15 protein-coding genes, 3 tRNA genes and 1 pseudogene are annotated in these 15999 nt (G+C 71.4%); 5 read left to right on the top strand and 14 right to left on the bottom strand.

Annotation, left to right across the window (positions count from 1 at the left end; all coding sequences use genetic code 11):
• Positions 1-16: 16 nt before the first annotated feature.
• Positions 17-703 carry an IclR family transcriptional regulator gene (locus ACGFIE_RS14210; protein ID WP_007456408.1) on the top strand — a complete coding sequence of 229 codons (687 nt, stop codon included), beginning with the start codon at positions 17-19 and terminating at the stop codon, positions 701-703.
• A gap of 204 nt (positions 704-907) precedes the next feature.
• Here ACGFIE_RS14210 and ACGFIE_RS14205 read toward each other — a convergent pair.
• From ACGFIE_RS14205 to ACGFIE_RS14190, 4 genes are all read right to left on the bottom strand, one after another.
• A tRNA-Glu gene (locus ACGFIE_RS14205) sits at positions 908-980 on the bottom strand.
• 152 nt (positions 981-1132) lie between these two features.
• A tRNA-Glu gene (locus ACGFIE_RS14200) sits at positions 1133-1205 on the bottom strand.
• A 134-nt stretch (positions 1206-1339) separates the two neighbouring features.
• Positions 1340-1411 (bottom strand) — tRNA-Gln (locus ACGFIE_RS14195).
• A 108-nt stretch (positions 1412-1519) separates the two neighbouring features.
• Positions 1520-2323: a fumarylacetoacetate hydrolase family protein gene (locus ACGFIE_RS14190; RefSeq protein WP_234591312.1), complete on the bottom strand. Its 804-nt coding sequence runs from the start codon at positions 2321-2323 to the stop codon at positions 1520-1522.
• Between the two features lie 174 nt (positions 2324-2497).
• On the opposite strand from ACGFIE_RS14190, the gene ACGFIE_RS14185 reads away from it, so the two are divergent.
• The 3 genes and pseudogenes from ACGFIE_RS14185 (at position 2498) to ACGFIE_RS14175 (ending at position 5406) form a co-directional block, all read left to right on the top strand.
• Positions 2498-3970, top strand: coding sequence for a hypothetical protein (locus ACGFIE_RS14185; protein ID WP_393294436.1), 1473 nt, complete (start codon positions 2498-2500; stop codon positions 3968-3970).
• Between the two features lie 33 nt (positions 3971-4003).
• A pseudogene (locus tag ACGFIE_RS14180) lies at positions 4004-4459 on the top strand (3-methyladenine DNA glycosylase); the annotation flags it as partial.
• Between the two features lie 53 nt (positions 4460-4512).
• Complete coding sequence (locus ACGFIE_RS14175; protein ID WP_393294434.1) at positions 4513-5406, top strand: 3-methyladenine DNA glycosylase; 894 nt, start codon at positions 4513-4515, stop codon at positions 5404-5406.
• A 372-nt stretch (positions 5407-5778) separates the two neighbouring features.
• Here ACGFIE_RS14175 and ACGFIE_RS14170 read toward each other — a convergent pair whose 3' ends face one another.
• From ACGFIE_RS14170 to ACGFIE_RS14125, 10 genes are all read right to left on the bottom strand, one after another.
• Complete coding sequence (locus tag ACGFIE_RS14170; protein ID WP_393294432.1) at positions 5779-7173, bottom strand: recombinase family protein; 1395 nt, start codon at positions 7171-7173, stop codon at positions 5779-5781.
• Positions 7174-7338: 165 nt separating this feature from the next.
• Positions 7339-7932 (bottom strand): TetR family transcriptional regulator, encoded by a 594-nt coding sequence (locus ACGFIE_RS14165; protein ID WP_393294430.1) that lies wholly within the window; start codon positions 7930-7932, stop codon positions 7339-7341.
• A 73-nt stretch (positions 7933-8005) separates the two neighbouring features.
• The gene (locus ACGFIE_RS14160) at positions 8006-9004 is read right to left on the bottom strand and encodes an aldo/keto reductase (protein ID WP_393294428.1); all 999 of its coding nucleotides are present in this window, start codon (positions 9002-9004) and stop codon (positions 8006-8008) included.
• A 113-nt stretch (positions 9005-9117) separates the two neighbouring features.
• Positions 9118-9543 (bottom strand): alternative ribosome rescue aminoacyl-tRNA hydrolase ArfB, encoded by a 426-nt coding sequence (gene arfB, locus ACGFIE_RS14155; protein ID WP_393294426.1) that lies wholly within the window; start codon positions 9541-9543, stop codon positions 9118-9120.
• A gap of 34 nt (positions 9544-9577) precedes the next feature.
• Positions 9578-9874 (bottom strand): hypothetical protein, encoded by a 297-nt coding sequence (locus ACGFIE_RS14150; protein WP_363679333.1) that lies wholly within the window; start codon positions 9872-9874, stop codon positions 9578-9580.
• 99 nt (positions 9875-9973) lie between these two features.
• A complete protein-coding gene (locus tag ACGFIE_RS14145; RefSeq protein WP_393294424.1) occupies positions 9974-10834 on the bottom strand; it encodes a S1C family serine protease in 861 nt (286 codons plus the stop codon).
• A 34-nt stretch (positions 10835-10868) separates the two neighbouring features.
• Positions 10869-11828, bottom strand: coding sequence for a VWA domain-containing protein (locus tag ACGFIE_RS14140; RefSeq protein WP_393294422.1), 960 nt, complete (start codon positions 11826-11828; stop codon positions 10869-10871).
• A complete protein-coding gene (locus ACGFIE_RS14135) occupies positions 11825-12862 on the bottom strand; it encodes a DUF58 domain-containing protein (protein WP_393294420.1) in 1038 nt (345 codons plus the stop codon). Before ACGFIE_RS14135 ends, ACGFIE_RS14140 begins: the two co-directional genes overlap by 4 nt.
• Complete coding sequence (locus ACGFIE_RS14130) at positions 12859-13908, bottom strand: AAA family ATPase (protein ID WP_393294418.1); 1050 nt, start codon at positions 13906-13908, stop codon at positions 12859-12861. The genes ACGFIE_RS14135 and ACGFIE_RS14130 overlap by 4 nt, the downstream gene beginning before the upstream one ends.
• Before the next feature lie 219 nt (positions 13909-14127).
• Entirely contained in the window at positions 14128-14631 is a 504-nt protein-coding gene (locus ACGFIE_RS14125; RefSeq protein WP_393294416.1) for a hypothetical protein, read from the bottom strand.
• A 338-nt stretch (positions 14632-14969) separates the two neighbouring features.
• On the opposite strand from ACGFIE_RS14125, the gene ACGFIE_RS14120 reads away from it, so the two are divergent.
• The gene (locus ACGFIE_RS14120; protein WP_393294414.1) at positions 14970-15962 is read left to right on the top strand and encodes an endonuclease/exonuclease/phosphatase family protein; all 993 of its coding nucleotides are present in this window, start codon (positions 14970-14972) and stop codon (positions 15960-15962) included.
• Positions 15963-15999: the final 37 nt, after the last annotated feature.

Genomic DNA, 15999 nt, shown 5'->3' with positions numbered 1-15999 from the left:
GCTTGTGGGACACAGTATGAGCGGTGTCGGCGTTCTCGACAAGGCGGTGGTCATCCTGGCCGCCTGTGTCGACGGCGCCAGCCTGGCCGAACTCGTTGAACGCACGAAGCTGCCCCGGGCCACCGCGCACCGGCTGGCACAGGCACTGGAGATCCATCGGATGCTCGTCCGGGACACCCAGGGGCGTTGGCGTCCCGGCCCCCGGCTGGGCGAGCTGGCCAACGCGGCGCCGGACGTCCTGCTGACCGCCGCCGAGCCGCTGCTGGCCGCGCTGCGCGACGCCACCGGTGAGAGCGCGCAGCTCTATCTGCGCCGCGCCGACGAGCGGATCTGCGTGGCGGCGGCGGAACGCGCCAGCGGCCTGCGGGACACCGTTCCGGTCGGCTCGGTGCTGCCGATGACCGCCGGCTCGGCGGCCCAGATCCTGCTCGCCTGGGAGCCTCCGGAGGCGGTCATGCCGCTGCTGCCGCGCAGCAAGTTCACCGGTCGCACCCTGGCCGAGGTTCGCCGCCGCGGCTGGGCGCAGAGCGTCGCCGAACGCGAGGCCGGTGTGGCGAGCGTCTCCGCCCCGATCCGCGACCGCACCGGGCGAGTGATCGCCTCGGTGAGCATCTCCGGCCCGATCGAGCGCCTCGGCCGCCGCCCCGGCGAACGCCACGCCATGGCGGTAGTAAGAGCCGGCCAACGCCTCTCCGGCCTCTAACCCCGCCGCCCCCTACCCCCTGCCCCCTGCCCCCTGCCCCCTGCCCCACCCCCCTTCCCGCGTTGATCATGAAGTTATTGCCACAACACGCCGTGTTCGGTGGCAATAACTTCATGATCAACGATGCCGGGGTGGGGGCCGGGGGGGGGTGGGTGGGAGTACGGGAAAGGCTCACCTCGCGCGGCGAGGTGAGCCTTTGTTTTGTAGCCCCGACCGGATTCGAACCGGCGCTACCGCCTTGAGAGGGCGGCGTCCTGGGCCGCTAGACGACGGGGCCAGAACTTTCCTGTTCACCACCCTCGCAGGCGGTGCCGCTGTAGTCTAGCGGCACCGTCCGCTGGGGCGAGCGTGGGGTGTGGCACCGTGGACGGCCGTGCGTACCAACGAAACAACCCGCCTCACCGAGGTGAGACGGGTTGTGCACAGATGTAGCCCCGACCGGATTCGAACCGGCGCTACCGCCTTGAGAGGGCGGCGTCCTGGGCCGCTAGACGACGGGGCCAGAACAACTTTCGCTCCCCCACCTTCACAGGCGGAGGAGCTGCACTCTACCAGAGACCACTCTCCGCCCCCTTCGGGGCGGAGTCGAACTCCGTCAGAATCCAGCGTCTGGAACTCTCGCGAATTCCAGCTGCGCTGGGGTACCAGGACTCGAACCTAGACTAACTGAACCAGAATCAGTCGGGCTGCCAATTACCCCATACCCCATTGGCCCCTTGCGGCGCCGGGAGTGAACATTACCCTCCCGGTGCCGACAGGCCAAATCCGATCCCCCCGAACCACCCGTGAGCTGCGGAAACAGGGGCATCGGACGGATCAGGCGACGGGGACCACCGGGTTGCTGAGCTCGCCGATGCCCTCGATCCGCACGGTGACCGTATCCCCCTCGACGAGAGGGCTAACCCCCGCCGGAGTGCCGGTGAGCACCACGTCGCCGGGCAGCAGGGTCATCACGTGGGAGATGTACGACACCAGGCCGGCCACGTCGAAGACCATGTCCTTCGTCCGGCCGAGCTGGCGTACCTCCATCTCGTCGGGGTTGCGACCCACCTCACAGCGGATCTCCAGGTCGGAGACGTCCAGACCGGTGGTGATCCACGGACCGATCGGGCAGAACGAGTCGAAGCCCTTGGCCCGGGTCCACTGCCCGTCCGAGCGCTGGAGGTCGCGGGCGGTCACGTCGTTGGCGCAGGTGTAGCCGAAGATGGCGCGCTCGGCGGCGGCCCGGTCGGCCCGGCGTGCGCCCGGCGCGCCGATCACCACCGCTAGCTCCGCCTCGTGCTCGACCTGCTTGGAGAAGATCGGCAACCGGATGGCGTCGCGGGGACCGATCACCGAGGTGGACGGCTTGAGGAAGAGCAACGGCTCCTTGGGCACCTCGTTGCCCAGCTCGGCGGCGTGGTCGGCGTAGTTGCGGCCCACGCAGACCACCTTGCTGGGCAGGATCGGCGAGAGCAGCCGGACGTCGGAGAGGGCCCAGCGGGCCCCACTGAAGGAGAGCTGGCCGAACGGATGACCCTCGATCTCGGCGATGGTCAGGCCCTGCGGCCCGGCCTCCGGTTCGCCCTCGACGGCTCCGAACGACATTCCCTTGGCATGAGCGAAACGAGCGATACGCACCGGGCCAATCTAGCCCCGCCGGCGTCGTCACCGGCCACAACCGGCCGCCGAGTGTGCGCAACCCGTCACGTCGCGGCACCCTAGCGCAGCTCGGGTCGGCGGGGGCGGGCTTCCCGACTTCGTACCCGCACGGAGGGCGGACGCCCCTAGCGTCGGCTCCGGAGGTTCGTTCGTATGCCTGCATCGACACGACACCACAGAGCCCTCGCGGTGTTCGTACACTGCCTCGGCATCCTCGCCGCCGCGCCGGCCCTGCCCGCGGTGGCCCCGGAGGCGGCGACCGCGCCACGACCGGCGGCCGTCACGCCACAACCAGCCGCGACCGCGCCACCACCGGCGGCCGTCACGCCACCACCAGCCGCGCCGACGCCTCGTCCGACGGCGTCGGCGCCCGGACCGACGGCGGTCACGCCGCCGCCGGTGGCGGTGGCCGCGCGGGCGCCAGCCGCCGCGGCGAGCGCGGAGCCCACCCCGCCCTCGGCGCCACCGGCGGTGGCACCGCCGTCGCGGGTACCGGCGTCCGTGCCCCCGCCGCCCGTCACGGTGGCGGTCGCGACGGAGAGCAGTCCAGCGCCGCGGTACCGGATCCACGTCCGCAACGTGGGTAACTCACCGCTCGACACCACCGTGCGCCAGGAGCTGCCGTCCGGGTCGTCGCCCACCGCGATCAGCGGGGGCGGGCGATCGAGCCGCTCCGGCGGGTCCACGGCCGAGGTGACCTGGCGGTTGCGGTTGCCCGCGCACAGCACCACCACGGTGGGCACCGCACTGACCGCGGCCGCGCCGGGCCAGCCGCTGACCGCGCCGGCCTGCGCGTTCACGAGTGACGGCACCCGGCCGTACGACTGCGCCAGCGCCACCTGGCAGGCGGGCGGCGCCCCGGCGGCCGAGATCACCGAGGCGCCGCCCTGGCGGCGGTATCCGGTGCTGCTGGCCGGGTTGGGCGTCCTGGTGCTGCTCAGCGCCCTCGTGGCGTGGGTGTGGCGGCGACGGCGCGGACGACGGGTGACCGCCGCCGCCCTGGCCAGCAGCGGAACGCCGGACGATGGACGCGGAACGATCTACCCGCGTGCGGCGAGTCCGAGCCCGAGCCGACGGCGGCGCACGCCTCCGGTCTGGCTGTTGGTCGGCGCGGCGGTGGTGGTTCTGGCGGGCGTGATCGGCACGGCCGGCTGGACGGCGACCCGGCAGGTGTCGTCGATCGACACCCAGAAGCAGCCGACAAGCGGCGCGTGGACGGGCACCGGGGTCTCCGGGCCGGTGGGCGTGCCGCTGCGGGAGTCCGCGTTCGAGTTCACCGTCTACCGGATGTCGTGCGCCGCGGGTGCGGCGAACGGGTCCGGCGCGGCACCGGCCGGGGGTCGGCGCTGCCAGGCCACCGTGGGTGTGCGCAACGTCACCGGGGCCGAGCAGCCGTGGCACGGCCAGCTGCAACGCGCCTACCTGCCGGGTGGTCGGTGGGTGAGCACTGACGAGCCCGCCACCCGGGCGGCCAACCTGGGCCGGGACGTCTTCGCCAACCCGGTGGCCGCGGGCAGCCGGGCGGTGCTCCCGCTGGTGTTCACGGTCGACGGGCGGGACCCGCCTCGGCAGCTGGAGCTGCGCAGCGGGGTGTTCTCCGCCGGCGTCCGGGTGCAGATGCCCTGACCGGCGACGGGGCGGCGGTCGTACCCTGGGTCCGTGACCGCCGCCCTCGCTCCCGCCGTGCTCGACGTGGCCGCCTGGCGCGAGCGTCGCCGGGCCCACGAGGAGCGGGTGGATGTCTGGCTGACGCCGCACCTGGCCCGCCGGCGCCGAGGCGAGCGGCACCCGGTGGCCGACTTCCTCTTCACCTACTACTCGCACCGGCCGGCGCAGCTGCGCCGGTGGCACCCGGGCGCGGCTGTCGAGCTGCGCGACGCCGATCCGGCCGAGGTCGGCCGGGACTACCGCGCCACGCCCGCCGGGGTCACAGTCGACACCGAGGCGGTACGCGGGCGACGCGGCGAGTCGATCGAGTGGATCCGCTCGCTGTTGACGGCCACGGCGGGGCGGCCGGCGCACTTCGGCTGCTTCGGTATGCACGAGTGGGCGATGGTGTACCGGCAGACCCGCGAGGAGCTTCGGCACAACGCCTGGCCGCTGCGGCTGGACCCCGAGCGGTGGGGGGCATGCAAGCGGCATGAAGCGGACAACAAGGGCCTGAGCCGGTGACCGGCCTCCCAGCCACAACCTGGCTTCCCCTGCTGGAAGCTCACAAGAAGCGTGCCGACTCCCTCACCGCAGGCCACCGTGCTCGCAAGGCAACGAGGGAACGCCATGCGATCGATGACTTCTTGTACGACTACTACGGCACCAGACCCTCCGTGCTGCGGCGGTGGCACCCCGGCGTAGGTATCTCCTTGGAGCCCGGACCGAACGGCTCTGCTCCACATCAGCAGTGGCGTTGGTACGCCACGGACGCGGACGGAGTCGTGAGCTTCGACGTCGCAGCGTTCCTCTCCCACCGGGCTGAGTCGGTGCGCTTCATCCATCGACTGTTGTCCGCGATCGCGTCGCGACCAGCCTTCACTGGCTGCTTCGGCCTGCATGAGTGGGCGATGGCGTACCGCCAACGTGAGCATCGGCATCCACTCCCCTTGCGACTTGGGCAAGAGGGCACTGACGCGGTAGTCGAGTCCCACCAGATCCGCTGCACGCACTTCGATGCGTTCCGGTTCTTCACCCCGGACGCAGTCAGCCTCAACCGACTCCAACCCACCAGGGAGAGCCAGGTTGAGCTTGACCAGCCGGGCTGCTTGCACGCCTCGATGGACTGCCACAAGTGGGCAACCAAGCTGGGCCCTGCGGTTCCAGGGGACCTGGCGCTCGACTGCTTCGAGTTGGCGAGGGACATCCGGCTACTCGACATGCAGGCGTCCCCATACGACTTCTCCTCGTACGGGGAACCGGCAGTAGCCATCGAGACTACTGAGGGCAAGGCCGAGTACGTCGCGCGGCAACGCGAGTTCTCGCAGCGTGCCGCCCATCTGCGTTCCCGACTGATCGATGTCTGCTCGGCCTTGCTCGACGCAGCGGAGCCACCGGCACGGGTGGGGGCATGACCCCCTTGGAGGGCCTCACCCGCACCGCCATGTGTTAGCAGCTGTCACCTTGCCCCGGTTTGCGGGTCGATAGACGGGGCCTATCCACCCTTGCACTGGACCGACACCACCGGATTGGCCGCCGTAACCGACCTTGGCATCAACAGACGCTCGCCTCGGCGGTGACCGCAGCCGTCTACGCGGTTCTCAAGCGGGCGACCACACGGTCCAGCCCGACGCGGAACTGCTCCTAAGCAGGGGCACTGACGTGAAGCGTCCGCGCCACAGGATCGCTGCGCTCACTGATGTTCATGCGTCGGCGGAAACCCGGAGGTCGGAAGTCCGAAGATTGGCCCCTTCGGGGCCCTCTTCCCGATTCGGTTCCTCCCCGGGTCAGATACTCGCAACCTTCGAGGGGTCTCCCGTCCTGAACAACACATCGACATGCCGCTCATCGGTGCGGCGGACGCCACGGCCCTTCTGGCGGAGACGGCAGCTCACGACAACCGCGAGGATCAGGGACCGCCTGCGGTCTACATCCAACCCATCCCAGTGACGGCGTACCTGCTCGTCCGTCATCCCGGTAACGCCGTTGACCGCACTGTCACTCCCCAGTTGGGATAGCTGATCCTCCAACTCATCCACCCGACTGCGCATGGTCTGCGATGCAGTCAGGAACTGCGATCGCGTAACGAGTCCGGCGGCGTAGTCAGTGGCCAGATCATCAAGCCGTGACCGCAGGCTCCCCAGCTCGTCCCTCATCTGCTGAACGGGAAGGTCATCCTCGCTCTGCTCGAACGCTGCCGCGAACTGGGGAGCGGTCAGGAACCGGATCACACGCTCGCTGACCATTGTGTCGGCCTCGTCCTGACGGTGGGATACGCAGTGCTTGAGCTTGCACTCGTACACGCCGTAGCTATCCTGCTCGCCCTTCCGTCCACGCCGTGCCGTGCGGATGGGGCCACCGCACTTGGCGCAGGTAGCGACACCCGTTAGCAAGCTGCGACGGGGACCCCCACCACCAGTCTTGCGGGCCGGGGAGTTGAGCACACGGACAGCGGAACGGTAGATCTCCTCGGGTACCAAGGCATCCCAGTTCCCAGGGCCGACCTCATCCCCTGCGTACGTACGGATAGCGCAGTTCCTAGCAGACAGGAGGAGCTGACGAACAGTCGCGCCCGTCCATCTCCTCCCCCTGGTGGTGTGCATCCCCTGGCGGTTCCACTCGTCAGCGATCGACAACAGGGAGCGCCCGGCCAGCAGATCCTGGTATGCACGCTGAACAGCGTCAGCTTCGCCAGTACGAGGCGATCCGTCACGCTCGTATCCGAAGGGCCGAGCTGACCACCAGGGCCGGCCCTGGGAAGCTCGCTGAGTGGCTGCCAGGCGCTGACGAGCAGCCTTCTGCTGGCCCTCAAACTGAGAGAACGCGGTGACCACGTTGGCCATCAGGACGCCTGTCGGGTTGCTCAGATCCAGCATCCCTGCGGTCACGGCGTGGACGGGTACGCCGTAGCTGATCACCCGGTCCAGCTCACGGGTGAGGCGGACGAGCCGGTCGAGATGCCAGACGATGATGGCGTCCGGCTTCGGGCTCAGGGTGAGCAGCTTCTCAAACGCCGGCCGGACACGGCCGGTCGTGGCGCTGATGCTGTTGTCGATCAGCTCCCGCGTCACCCGCCAGCCTTGACGGGCTGCCAACTCCCGGCAGGCTTCGAGTTGCCGATCAACGCCCAGCTCATTACCCAGCTTGTCCAGGCTGAGTCGTGCGTAGATGACGACGTCCATCCCTGCGTTCCCTCCCTCGACGTTGCCTGGGATGAGGATACGCATCAATTTCTACAGGTGGGCGTACAAATTCTCGCCGCCGGTACCACCCGAGCTGGTCGCGGACTGTTTCGAGCCTGACCGTCGACGGCCCCTGCGTCGCCGAGCGGCTCGCCCGGATCGACGTCAACGCGGGCGGGCGCGCAGGCCGTCGAGGAGCAGCGCGACCACCGCCGCCAGGTCGTCGTCGAGGCCGGGCTCGCTCCACTCCGTCCGGTGCGACGGGTGGTGGAACCGCGCGGTGGCCTGCAACAGCGCGCGGCCGGCGACCGCAGGGTCGGGCACGGTGAACTCGCCGGCGGCCACCCCGTCCGCGACGATCAGGCTGAGCTGACCGGCGAGGACCTCCAGGTGGTTGGCGACCGCACCCTCGGAGAGCGTGGCGAGCTGGTGGAAGTTGTCGAACAGCTCCGGGTCCTCCCGGGCCATCCGCCGCTTGGTGCCGCTCAACTCGGCCAGCCATCGGCGCAACCGCTGCGGGGCGGGGTCGGTGCCGTTGGCGACGTCGATGAGCGGGGTGGAGACGCGGGCCAGCCAGCGTTCGGCGACCGCCTCGCGCAGGGCGGCCTTGCTGGCGAAGTGCCGGTAGACGCTGCCGTGGCTGACGCCCAACGCGCGGGCGACGTCCAGCACTGTGGCCTTCGCCGGGCCGTACCGGCGCAGCACCTCCTCGGCGCTGTCGAGGATGCGGTCGGCGGTCAGGGCGGTGGCGTCGCTCATCGTCCCAGCCTCCCTGACCGCGCCGCCGGTCGTGGCGCGACCCCCGGTCGACTGTCGCGCCACGACCGGGTCGTCATGACCGCTCGCTGTCCAGGAACGCCATCTGCGCCTCGTCGTACCGGCTGCCGGCCACCGCGTCGGCCGGGACCGCGGCCTCGATGGCGGCCAGGTCCGTCTCGGTCAGGGTGACCTCGGCGGCGCCGAGGGCCTCGGTGAGCCGGTCCCGGCGACGGGCGCCGATCAGGGGTACGACGGTCTCGCCCCGGGCGAGCACCCAGGCGATGGCGATCTGCGCCACGGTGACGCCGCGGGCCTCGGCGATGGCGCGCAGCGCGTCGACCAGGGCGAGGTTGCGGTCCAGGTTCGCACCGGCGAAGCGCGGCAGGTGGCTGCGGAAGTCGGTGCCGGTGGTCTCCCGCCCGGCCGTCCAGTGGCCGCTGATCAGCCCTCGGGAGAGCACCCCGTACGCGGTGATCCCGACGCCCAGCTCACGGGCCGTCGGCAGGATCTCGGCCTCGGGGGCGCGGGAGATCAGCGAGTACTCGATCTGGAGGTCGCTGATGGGGTGCACGGCGTGTGCCCGGCGCAGCGTCTCGGCGCTCACCTCGGAGAGGCCGATGTGCCGGACGTGGCCCGCCTTGACCAGCTCGGCCAGGGTGCCGACGACCTCCTCCACCGGCACGTCCGGCGCGAGCCGGGCGGGGCGGTAGACGTCGACGTGGTCGGTGCCGAGCCGGCGCAGCGTGTACGCCAGGAAGTTCTTGATCGCGACGGGTCGGACGTCGTTGCCGTTCCAGCCGCCGTCGACGTCGCGCAGCGCGCCGAACTTCACGCTGATCACTGCGTTGTCCCGGTTGCGGCCGCGCAGCGCGTCGCGCAGCAGCATCTCGTTGTGGCCCATCCCGTAGAAGTCACCCGTGTCGAGCAGGGTGATGCCGGCGTCCAGCGCGGCGTGGATGGTGGCGATGCTCTCGGCCTCGTCGGCGGGGCCGTAGAGGTCCGACATGCCCATCAGGCCGAGCCCGAGCGCGGAGACGGTGGGGCCGGTGGTGCCGAGGGTGCGGGTGTTCATGGGGTCTTCCTCTCACCTGGGTTTCCGTCGACCGTACACCGATCGGCTGACAGATTCCAGATTCTGTCACTGGCCAGTCGCAGAGATCACGCACACTGCTCGGGGAAGGCCTACTACTCGCCGTCGACGCGGCGGTCGCGCTTGCGCTGCGACTGGCGCTTCTTCTCGGCCAGCCGGCGCTCCTTCGCGCCCCGAGATGGCCTGGTCGCTCGCCGCGGCGGCGGGGGCGGGGCGGCGGCCTCGCGCAACAGCGCGGCCATCCGCTCACGGGCCGCCTCCCGGTTGGCGAGCTGCGCCCGGTGCTCGCTGGCGGCGATCGTCAGCACACCGTCCACCAGGCGGTTGGCGAGGCGTGCCAGCGCCCGTGCCCGCAGCGACTCGGGCACGCTCGGAGAGTGGGCCAGGTCGTAGCTCAGCTCGACCCGGGAGTCGGCGGTGTTCACGCCCTGCCCACCGGGGCCGGACGAGCGGGAGAAACGCTCCCGCAGCTCCCCGGCGGGGACGACCCACCGATCGGTCACCCGCAGTCCCTCGTCCACGTCCCGAGGCTAGCCCGCGACGACCCGTCCGGGGTCACCGGCGCGGAGGCTCACTCTCGGTCACCGATGGGGTGGGCGTCGGCCCGGCGGTCTCGTCGTCCGCGCCCACGGCGGCGTACGCCACGGCGCCGAACAGCAGCAACCCGATCACCGCAGCCTTCAACGCGACCCCGCGGATCAGCAACCACGCGCCGCGGCGAGCGCCGGGCACCGACTTCTTCACAGTCTGGTAGTCGGTCCACCCGCGTCGCGCCCGGGCGTACGCCGACCCCACCGCACATCCGATGATCAGGCCCACCAGCAGGAGGACCGTGAGAAGAGGACGCTCCACCTCCGCCAGTATTCATACCGAGCGTAATATTTCCATGGTCCGATGGCGTGTGGCCGGATATCCGACAGTGCAGGGGGCCCGAAGGCCCGTCCGGGCAGCTCAGCCACCCTTTCCGATGATGGTGTCGGCGGTCTGCTGCACCTGGTCGATGGGAATGGCGAAGCCGATGCCGATCGACCCGTTGCCGTCGATGGTGGCGATCGCGGTGTTCACCCCGACCACCTCACCTCGGGCGTTGACAAGCGGCCCACCCGAGTTGCCGGGGTTGATCGACGCATCGGTCTGCACCGCCCGGTGCCTGTTGTTGCCCAACCGCACCTGGCGGTCCAGTGCGCTGACGATGCCCGCCGTGACCGTCCCGGACAACCCCAGCGGTGAGCCCACCGCCAGCACCGGCTCACCGACCCGGGTGGCATCCGGCTTGGCAAGCGGCAACGGGGCGAGGCCGGCCGACGGTGGCACCTTCAGCACGGCGAGGTCGCTACGTGGCTCCCGGCCGACCACCTCGGCCTCGTACCGGCGGCCGTCGGGCAGCTCCACCGTGACCGGCCCGCCGCCGCCCTTGGCGAGGATGTGGTCGTTGGTGACCAGGTGCTGCTGGTCGTCGATGGCGAACCCGGAGCCGGTCGCGGACGCGCCGTTCGCGCCGCCGGCGAGCACCGACACCACGCCGGGCACGGTCCGTTCGGCGGCGGTGACCAGCTCCGCAGGCACCGGCGCGGCCGACGCCGCGGCCGGGCCGGCCCCGCCGTCCCTGCTGGCCACCACGCCGCCCGCCAGAGCGCCCGAGACGGCCGAGACCGCCACGACCGCCAGGGCGGCGAGCAGTCGCCCGGGGCGTCGCCCTCCGGGCTCCCGACCCGAGCCGGGCGCGTCCCACCACCCGCGCCCGTCCGGATCGAGTTCCGGCGAGATGAACCAGGGACCGCGCGGTTCGCCCAGTCCGGTCTGCACTGCCATACGTACTCCTCACTGTCGACGTCGGCGCTCTGGGTCAGGGCAGTCGGGAGAACCAGCGCATCGAGCCGGCGGCGGCGCCCATCGCGAACACCAGTCCGAGGCCGATGAACCGGGCCGAGACGTCCTGCCGTTCGGTGCGGTAGCCGACCGAGCTGCCGATGTCGTCGTAGACGGCGCGCAACTCGTCGGTGGTGCTGGCCTCGTGGAACATTCCGCCGGTCTCGTCGGCGACGGCCCTGAGGGTCTGCCCGTCGACGGGCACCTGGATCGGCCGTCCGCCCCGGTCCACGAACCCCGACGGCGTACCGAAGGAGATCGCGTGCACCGGCACCTTCACCGCGACCGCCTCCGCCGCGGCCTCCATCGGGTCCATTCCCGACGTGTTGGCCCCGTCGGAGAGCAGGATGATCCGGGCCGGCGGTGGCTCCTTCGCGGCCGCGCTGTCCAGGCTCTTGACCGCGCCGAGCGAGGTGTTGATGGCCTCACCGATCGCGGTGCCCTGCACCCCGGTCACCCCCTCGGCGAGGCGACCGATGCCCTCGTCCAGAGCGTCCCGGTCGGTGCCGGGCGGCACCAGGACGGCGGCACTGCCGGCGAACGCGACGAGCCCCACGTTGAACTCGTCCGGTAGGCCCTCGACGAAACGTCGGGCCGCCTGCTTGGCAGCCGCCAGCCGGTCCGGCTCCACGTCGGTGGCGAGCATGGAGGTGGACACGTCGACGGCCACCATCACTGTGGCGCGTTCCCGGGGAACCCGGACCTCGGCGGAGGGCCGGGCGAAGCCGACCACGAGCAGCGCCAGCATGGCCAGGAACAGCCCGGCCGGGACGTGCCGGCGCCAGGCCGGGCGAACGGGTGCGACCCGGTCCAGCAGCCGCAGGTTCGTGAAGCGGACGGCGTACCGGCTGCGGCGGCGCTGGAGCACCAGGTATGCGCCGACCAGCGCGAGCACGCCGATCAGCAGCCAGAGCCGCAACGGGGACTCCCAGGTCACGCGGCACCTCCCCGGACGGCTCCGGCCGGCGCGGCGGCCAGCCGTCGCTGGGCGTGCACGTGCCGGACGATGTCGGCGCTGAAGTCGCGGTCGGTGCGCAGTGCCAGGTGTGTCGCCGCGCTCCGGCGCAACGCCTGACGGACCTGGTCACGCTGGACGGCGGCGGCCGCGGCGTAGCGCTCCCGCAGGCGGCGGTCCGATGTGCACACCTCGCGGCGGCGGCCGGTCTCCGGGTCGACGAGCGTGATCAGACCGACGTCGGGCAGTTCCAGCTCACGCGGGTCGGTCACCTCGATCGCCAGCACCTGGTGGCGGGCGGACAGCCGGCGCAGGGTCCGCTCCCACGGCGGCGGCTCGTCGGGGTCGTCGGGCAGGCCGTCGAGGAAGTCGGAGACCACCACGACCAGTCCGCGCTGGTTGGCGACCCGGTGCACCGCGTCGAGCCCGTCCGCCAACTCGGCCGCCGCGACCGGCTGCGCGGTCGCCGGCCGCGACCGGGACCTGTCGTCGGGCTCGGTCGCGCGCGGCGCGGTCAGCAGCGCGCGGAGCAGACCGAGCAGGTGGGTACGCCCGCTGCGGGCGGGGAAGCGTCGTACCCCGTCGGCGCGCAGCACCTGGGCGCCCAACCGGTTGCCGATGCCGGCGGTCAGGAAGCCCACCGCCGCCACCGCGGCCACCGCCAACTCCCGCTTGTCCAGCTCCGCGGTGCCGAAGTCCATGCTGGCGCTGGAGTCGACGAGCACCCAGGTGGTCAGTTCCCGGTCGGCGTCGACCTGTCGGACGTGCGGCACGGCGGTCCGGGCGGTCACCGCCCAGTCCATCCGGCGGACCTCGTCCTCCCCCGGCCGGTACTCGCGGCTGCCGGCGGGTTCGCTGCCCGGCCCGGGCAGCAGGCCACGGTACTGGCCGTGCAGCAGACCGTTGAGTCGCCGGGTGACTGTCAGTTCCAGTCGGCGCAACCGCTGGTCGGCTGTCAGCTCGGCCAGGCCCGGGTCGGGCGGCGTAGCCACCGACGTACGGCCGGCGCGTCTCACGCCGCCGCCAGGTCGGGGGTGTGCTGAAGGTGCCCGGTGGCCACCCGGGGTGGCGGCACCGCCTCCACGAGCCGCCGGACCAGGCTCTCGGCCGAGATCCCGTCGGCAACGGCGTCGAAGGAGAGCACCAGCCGGTGGGAGAGGACGTCCACCGCCAGCTCCCGGACGTCTTCGGGCAGCACGTACTCCCGACCCCGCAGCAGTGCCTGCGCGCGGGCGGCGGCGACCAGGCCGAGGGTCGCCCGCGGGCTCGCGCCGTACGCCAGCAGCGGCGCGATCTCGGCCAGCCCGAACCGGCCCGGGTCGCGGGTGGCGAGGATGAGCCGCACCACGTACTCGGCCAGGGCGTGGTGGACGAAGATCCGCTCGGCGTGCACCTGCAGGTGTCGCAGCCGCTGCGGGTCGAGCACCTGGCGCGCGCTGGGCCGGTCGGTGCTCATCCGGTAGAGGATGGCCAGCTCGTCGGCGTCGCTGGGATAGTCGACGACCACCTTCATGAGGAACCGGTCGCGCTGCGCCTCGGGCAGCTGGTAGACCCCCTCGGATTCGATGGGGTTCTGGGTGGCGAGCACCAGGAACGGCGTCGGCACCGGCCAGCTGCGTCCGCCGATGGAGACCTGCCGTTCGGCCATCGCCTCCAGCAGCGCCGACTGGACCTTTGCCGGCGCCCGGTTGATCTCGTCGGCGAGCACGAGGTTGGCCATGATCGGGCCCAACTCGATGTCGAAGGTCTCCTTGGAGGCCCGGTAGATCCGGGTGCCGACGATGTCGCTGGGGACCAGGTCCGGGGTGAACTGGATCCGGGAGAAGGTGCCGCCGACGACTGTGGCGAGGGTCTGCGCCGCCAGGGTCTTGGCCACGCCGGGCACGCCCTCCAACAGACAGTGCCCGTTGGCGATCAGTGCGGTGAGCAGACGTTCGACGAGCCGATCCTGCCCGACGATCACGCGTTTGACCTCGAAGAGGGTCTGTTCCAGCTCGACGCCGCTCGGCTCGGGATCGACCGAGGTGGGCAGGCTGGCCAGGGTGTCCGAGATGTCCGTCACGGTGCTTGCTTCCCGGGCCGGGGCCTCGGCAAACGTCGGATTGTGAGCGCCGGACGGGCCCGGGGTGCACCGGACGGGGATGAGTCGCCCGGAAGGGTGACGATGGGCACGAGTCGGTACGACAGTCGCGAGCCGACACGAGCCGCCCCGGCGGTCGGCGCTCCGAAACACGGTCCAGCCCCCACGCAGCGATTGCGCGGGGGCTGGACCTCGACTTGCTCAGGGGGTGTGGACCACCAGGTGGAAGCCCCGGTCGGCCGGCACTCCGGCCGAGTTGCGGGTCTCCACGAAGACTCCGTTGGGCGTGCTGAGCCGGGGTGCCACCGAGACCTCGCCGCCCGGCGGGATGCAGCAGGCGTCAGGCCGGCCGATCGTGGCCACGTAGACGCCGTTCGCGACGTTGAACCCGAACTGGACCTCGTACTGGCCGGTGCCGTACTTGATCACAGTGCCGGTGCCTCGGGCCTTGGTGCCGTTGGGGTTGACGACGACGATGGTGGTGCTGGCGACGAGCGTCGAATTGGCCTTCAGAAGGGCCCGCGCCGAACGGGCCGACTCGGCCGTGACCGGCGGTTGGGCGTTCGTGCCGCGCTCCGTCGGCTTGACGGCCGCCTGCGGCGCCTTCGCCGACGGCTGGGCGATGGCGATCCCCCCACCGGCCAGGGTGAGCGCCAGGACAGCGAACGTGACCGCTGTCGCCTTACGTCGGAAGGATGTACTCATGACAGGTCCCCCTTGTGTGACCGTGCGAATTCGGCCGACCCGCGGGGCGGGACGGATGACTGCCAATAATGGGATCGACGACGACACGAGAACCGGTAGAAGGTCGCTCACCCGCAGTCGGGAAAGTTGATTTCTCGTTGATCTACATCCGGCTTGAGCTGCTGTTACTACTCAGTGTTGCGTCGCTTTAACACGTGGAACGTAGCACCGCAAAAAGCCGCAGGTCAATAGTTGATCTCGCATTATCGGCCTGTCGCACAGGTGTCAGGTAATTGTGAAAGCTGAGCGCCTTTCCATTCACAAAAATAGGCTGCGCCGGTTCCGGCTAGGCTGACGCCATGATCGTCGACGCCCCGCCCGCGCCGGCCCGCCGCAGAGTGCCTGTCGGCACGACGCTCTGCTGGGTGGCCGTGGGGCCGACCGCCGCCTGGGCCATCGTGCGGCTGGTCGGACTGGACCGGGGGCCGCTGGTGCAGGCGCTCGCCTTCACCCCGTACGTCGCCGGATGGAGCGTGCTGGCCCTCGCCCTGACGCTCGCCCTGCGGCGCTGGTGGCCGGCGGCGGTCGCGGCAGTGGCCGCGGTGGCGCTGCTCGGTGTGGTCGTGCCCCGGGCGCTGGCCCAGCCACAGCCGACGGTGACCGGCCCGACGATCCGTCTGCTCACGGCCAACCTGCTCGCCGGCGCCGCCGACGCGTCGACGCTCGTCGAGCTGGTCCGCGAGCACCGGGTCGACGTGCTCACCGTGCAGGAGTTCACGCCGGACGCGCAGGCCGCCCTGGACCGGGCCGGCCTGGACCGGCTGCTGCCCTACCGGCAGCTCAACGCGCAGGACGGCACGCCCGGCTCCGGGCTCTACTCGCGCTGGCCGATCGGCGATGTCGGCGTCCGCGACAACCGGGGCGGCTGGGGCTTCAGCCAGGCGTACGGCACGCTTGCCGTCCCCGGTGGGCCCCCGGTCCGGGTCGAATCAGCCCACCCCTCGGCGCCGTACGCGCTGGACCAGGTCGGCGCGTGGCGCGCCGACCTGGTCGCCCAGCCACCGGCCACCCCGGGCGGTGGCCTGCGGATCCTCGCCGGGGACTTCAACTCCACCCTGGACCACGGGCCGCTGCGGGCGCTGCTGCGCACCGGCTACGTCGACGCCGCCGACGCCACCGGCACGGGGCTGACCGGCACGTGGGGCCCGTACGACGGCGACCTCATCCCCCCGGTCACGATCGACCACGTGCTTGTCGACCGCCGTATCGCCGCCGACGACGTGGCGGTGTTCGACCTGCCCGGCAGCGACCACCGCCCCGTCCTGGCCACCCTGCGCCTACCCGCGGCCTGACCCCTCGCGGTCGTGCGCCTGCCGGCCCGGTGCGAGT

The organism is Micromonospora sp. NPDC049275 (assembly GCF_043197115.1).
Taxonomy (GTDB): Bacteria; Actinomycetota; Actinomycetes; order Mycobacteriales; family Micromonosporaceae; genus Micromonospora.
Note: the sequence above shows the minus strand (reverse complement) of the source record. Positions and strands in the feature narration are given on the sequence as shown.

Excerpts from the sequence above, each read along its gene's own strand:
- ACGFIE_RS14120 (WP_393294414.1), top strand. The coding sequence starts at position 14,970 with ATGATCGTCGACGCCCCGCCCGCGCCGGCCCGCCGCAGAGTGCCTGTC.
- ACGFIE_RS14165 (WP_393294430.1), bottom strand. The coding sequence starts at position 7,932 with ATGAGCGACGCCACCGCCCTGACCGCCGACCGCATCCTCGACAGCGCC.
- ACGFIE_RS14125 (WP_393294416.1), bottom strand. The coding sequence starts at position 14,631 with ATGAGTACATCCTTCCGACGTAAGGCGACAGCGGTCACGTTCGCTGTC.
- ACGFIE_RS14160 (WP_393294428.1), bottom strand. The coding sequence starts at position 9,004 with ATGAACACCCGCACCCTCGGCACCACCGGCCCCACCGTCTCCGCGCTC.
- ACGFIE_RS14170 (WP_393294432.1), bottom strand. The coding sequence starts at position 7,173 with ATGGACGTCGTCATCTACGCACGACTCAGCCTGGACAAGCTGGGTAAT.
- ACGFIE_RS14185 (WP_393294436.1), top strand. The coding sequence starts at position 2,498 with ATGCCTGCATCGACACGACACCACAGAGCCCTCGCGGTGTTCGTACAC.
- ACGFIE_RS14145 (WP_393294424.1), bottom strand. The coding sequence starts at position 10,834 with ATGGCAGTGCAGACCGGACTGGGCGAACCGCGCGGTCCCTGGTTCATC.
- ACGFIE_RS14210 (WP_007456408.1), top strand. The coding sequence starts at position 17 with ATGAGCGGTGTCGGCGTTCTCGACAAGGCGGTGGTCATCCTGGCCGCC.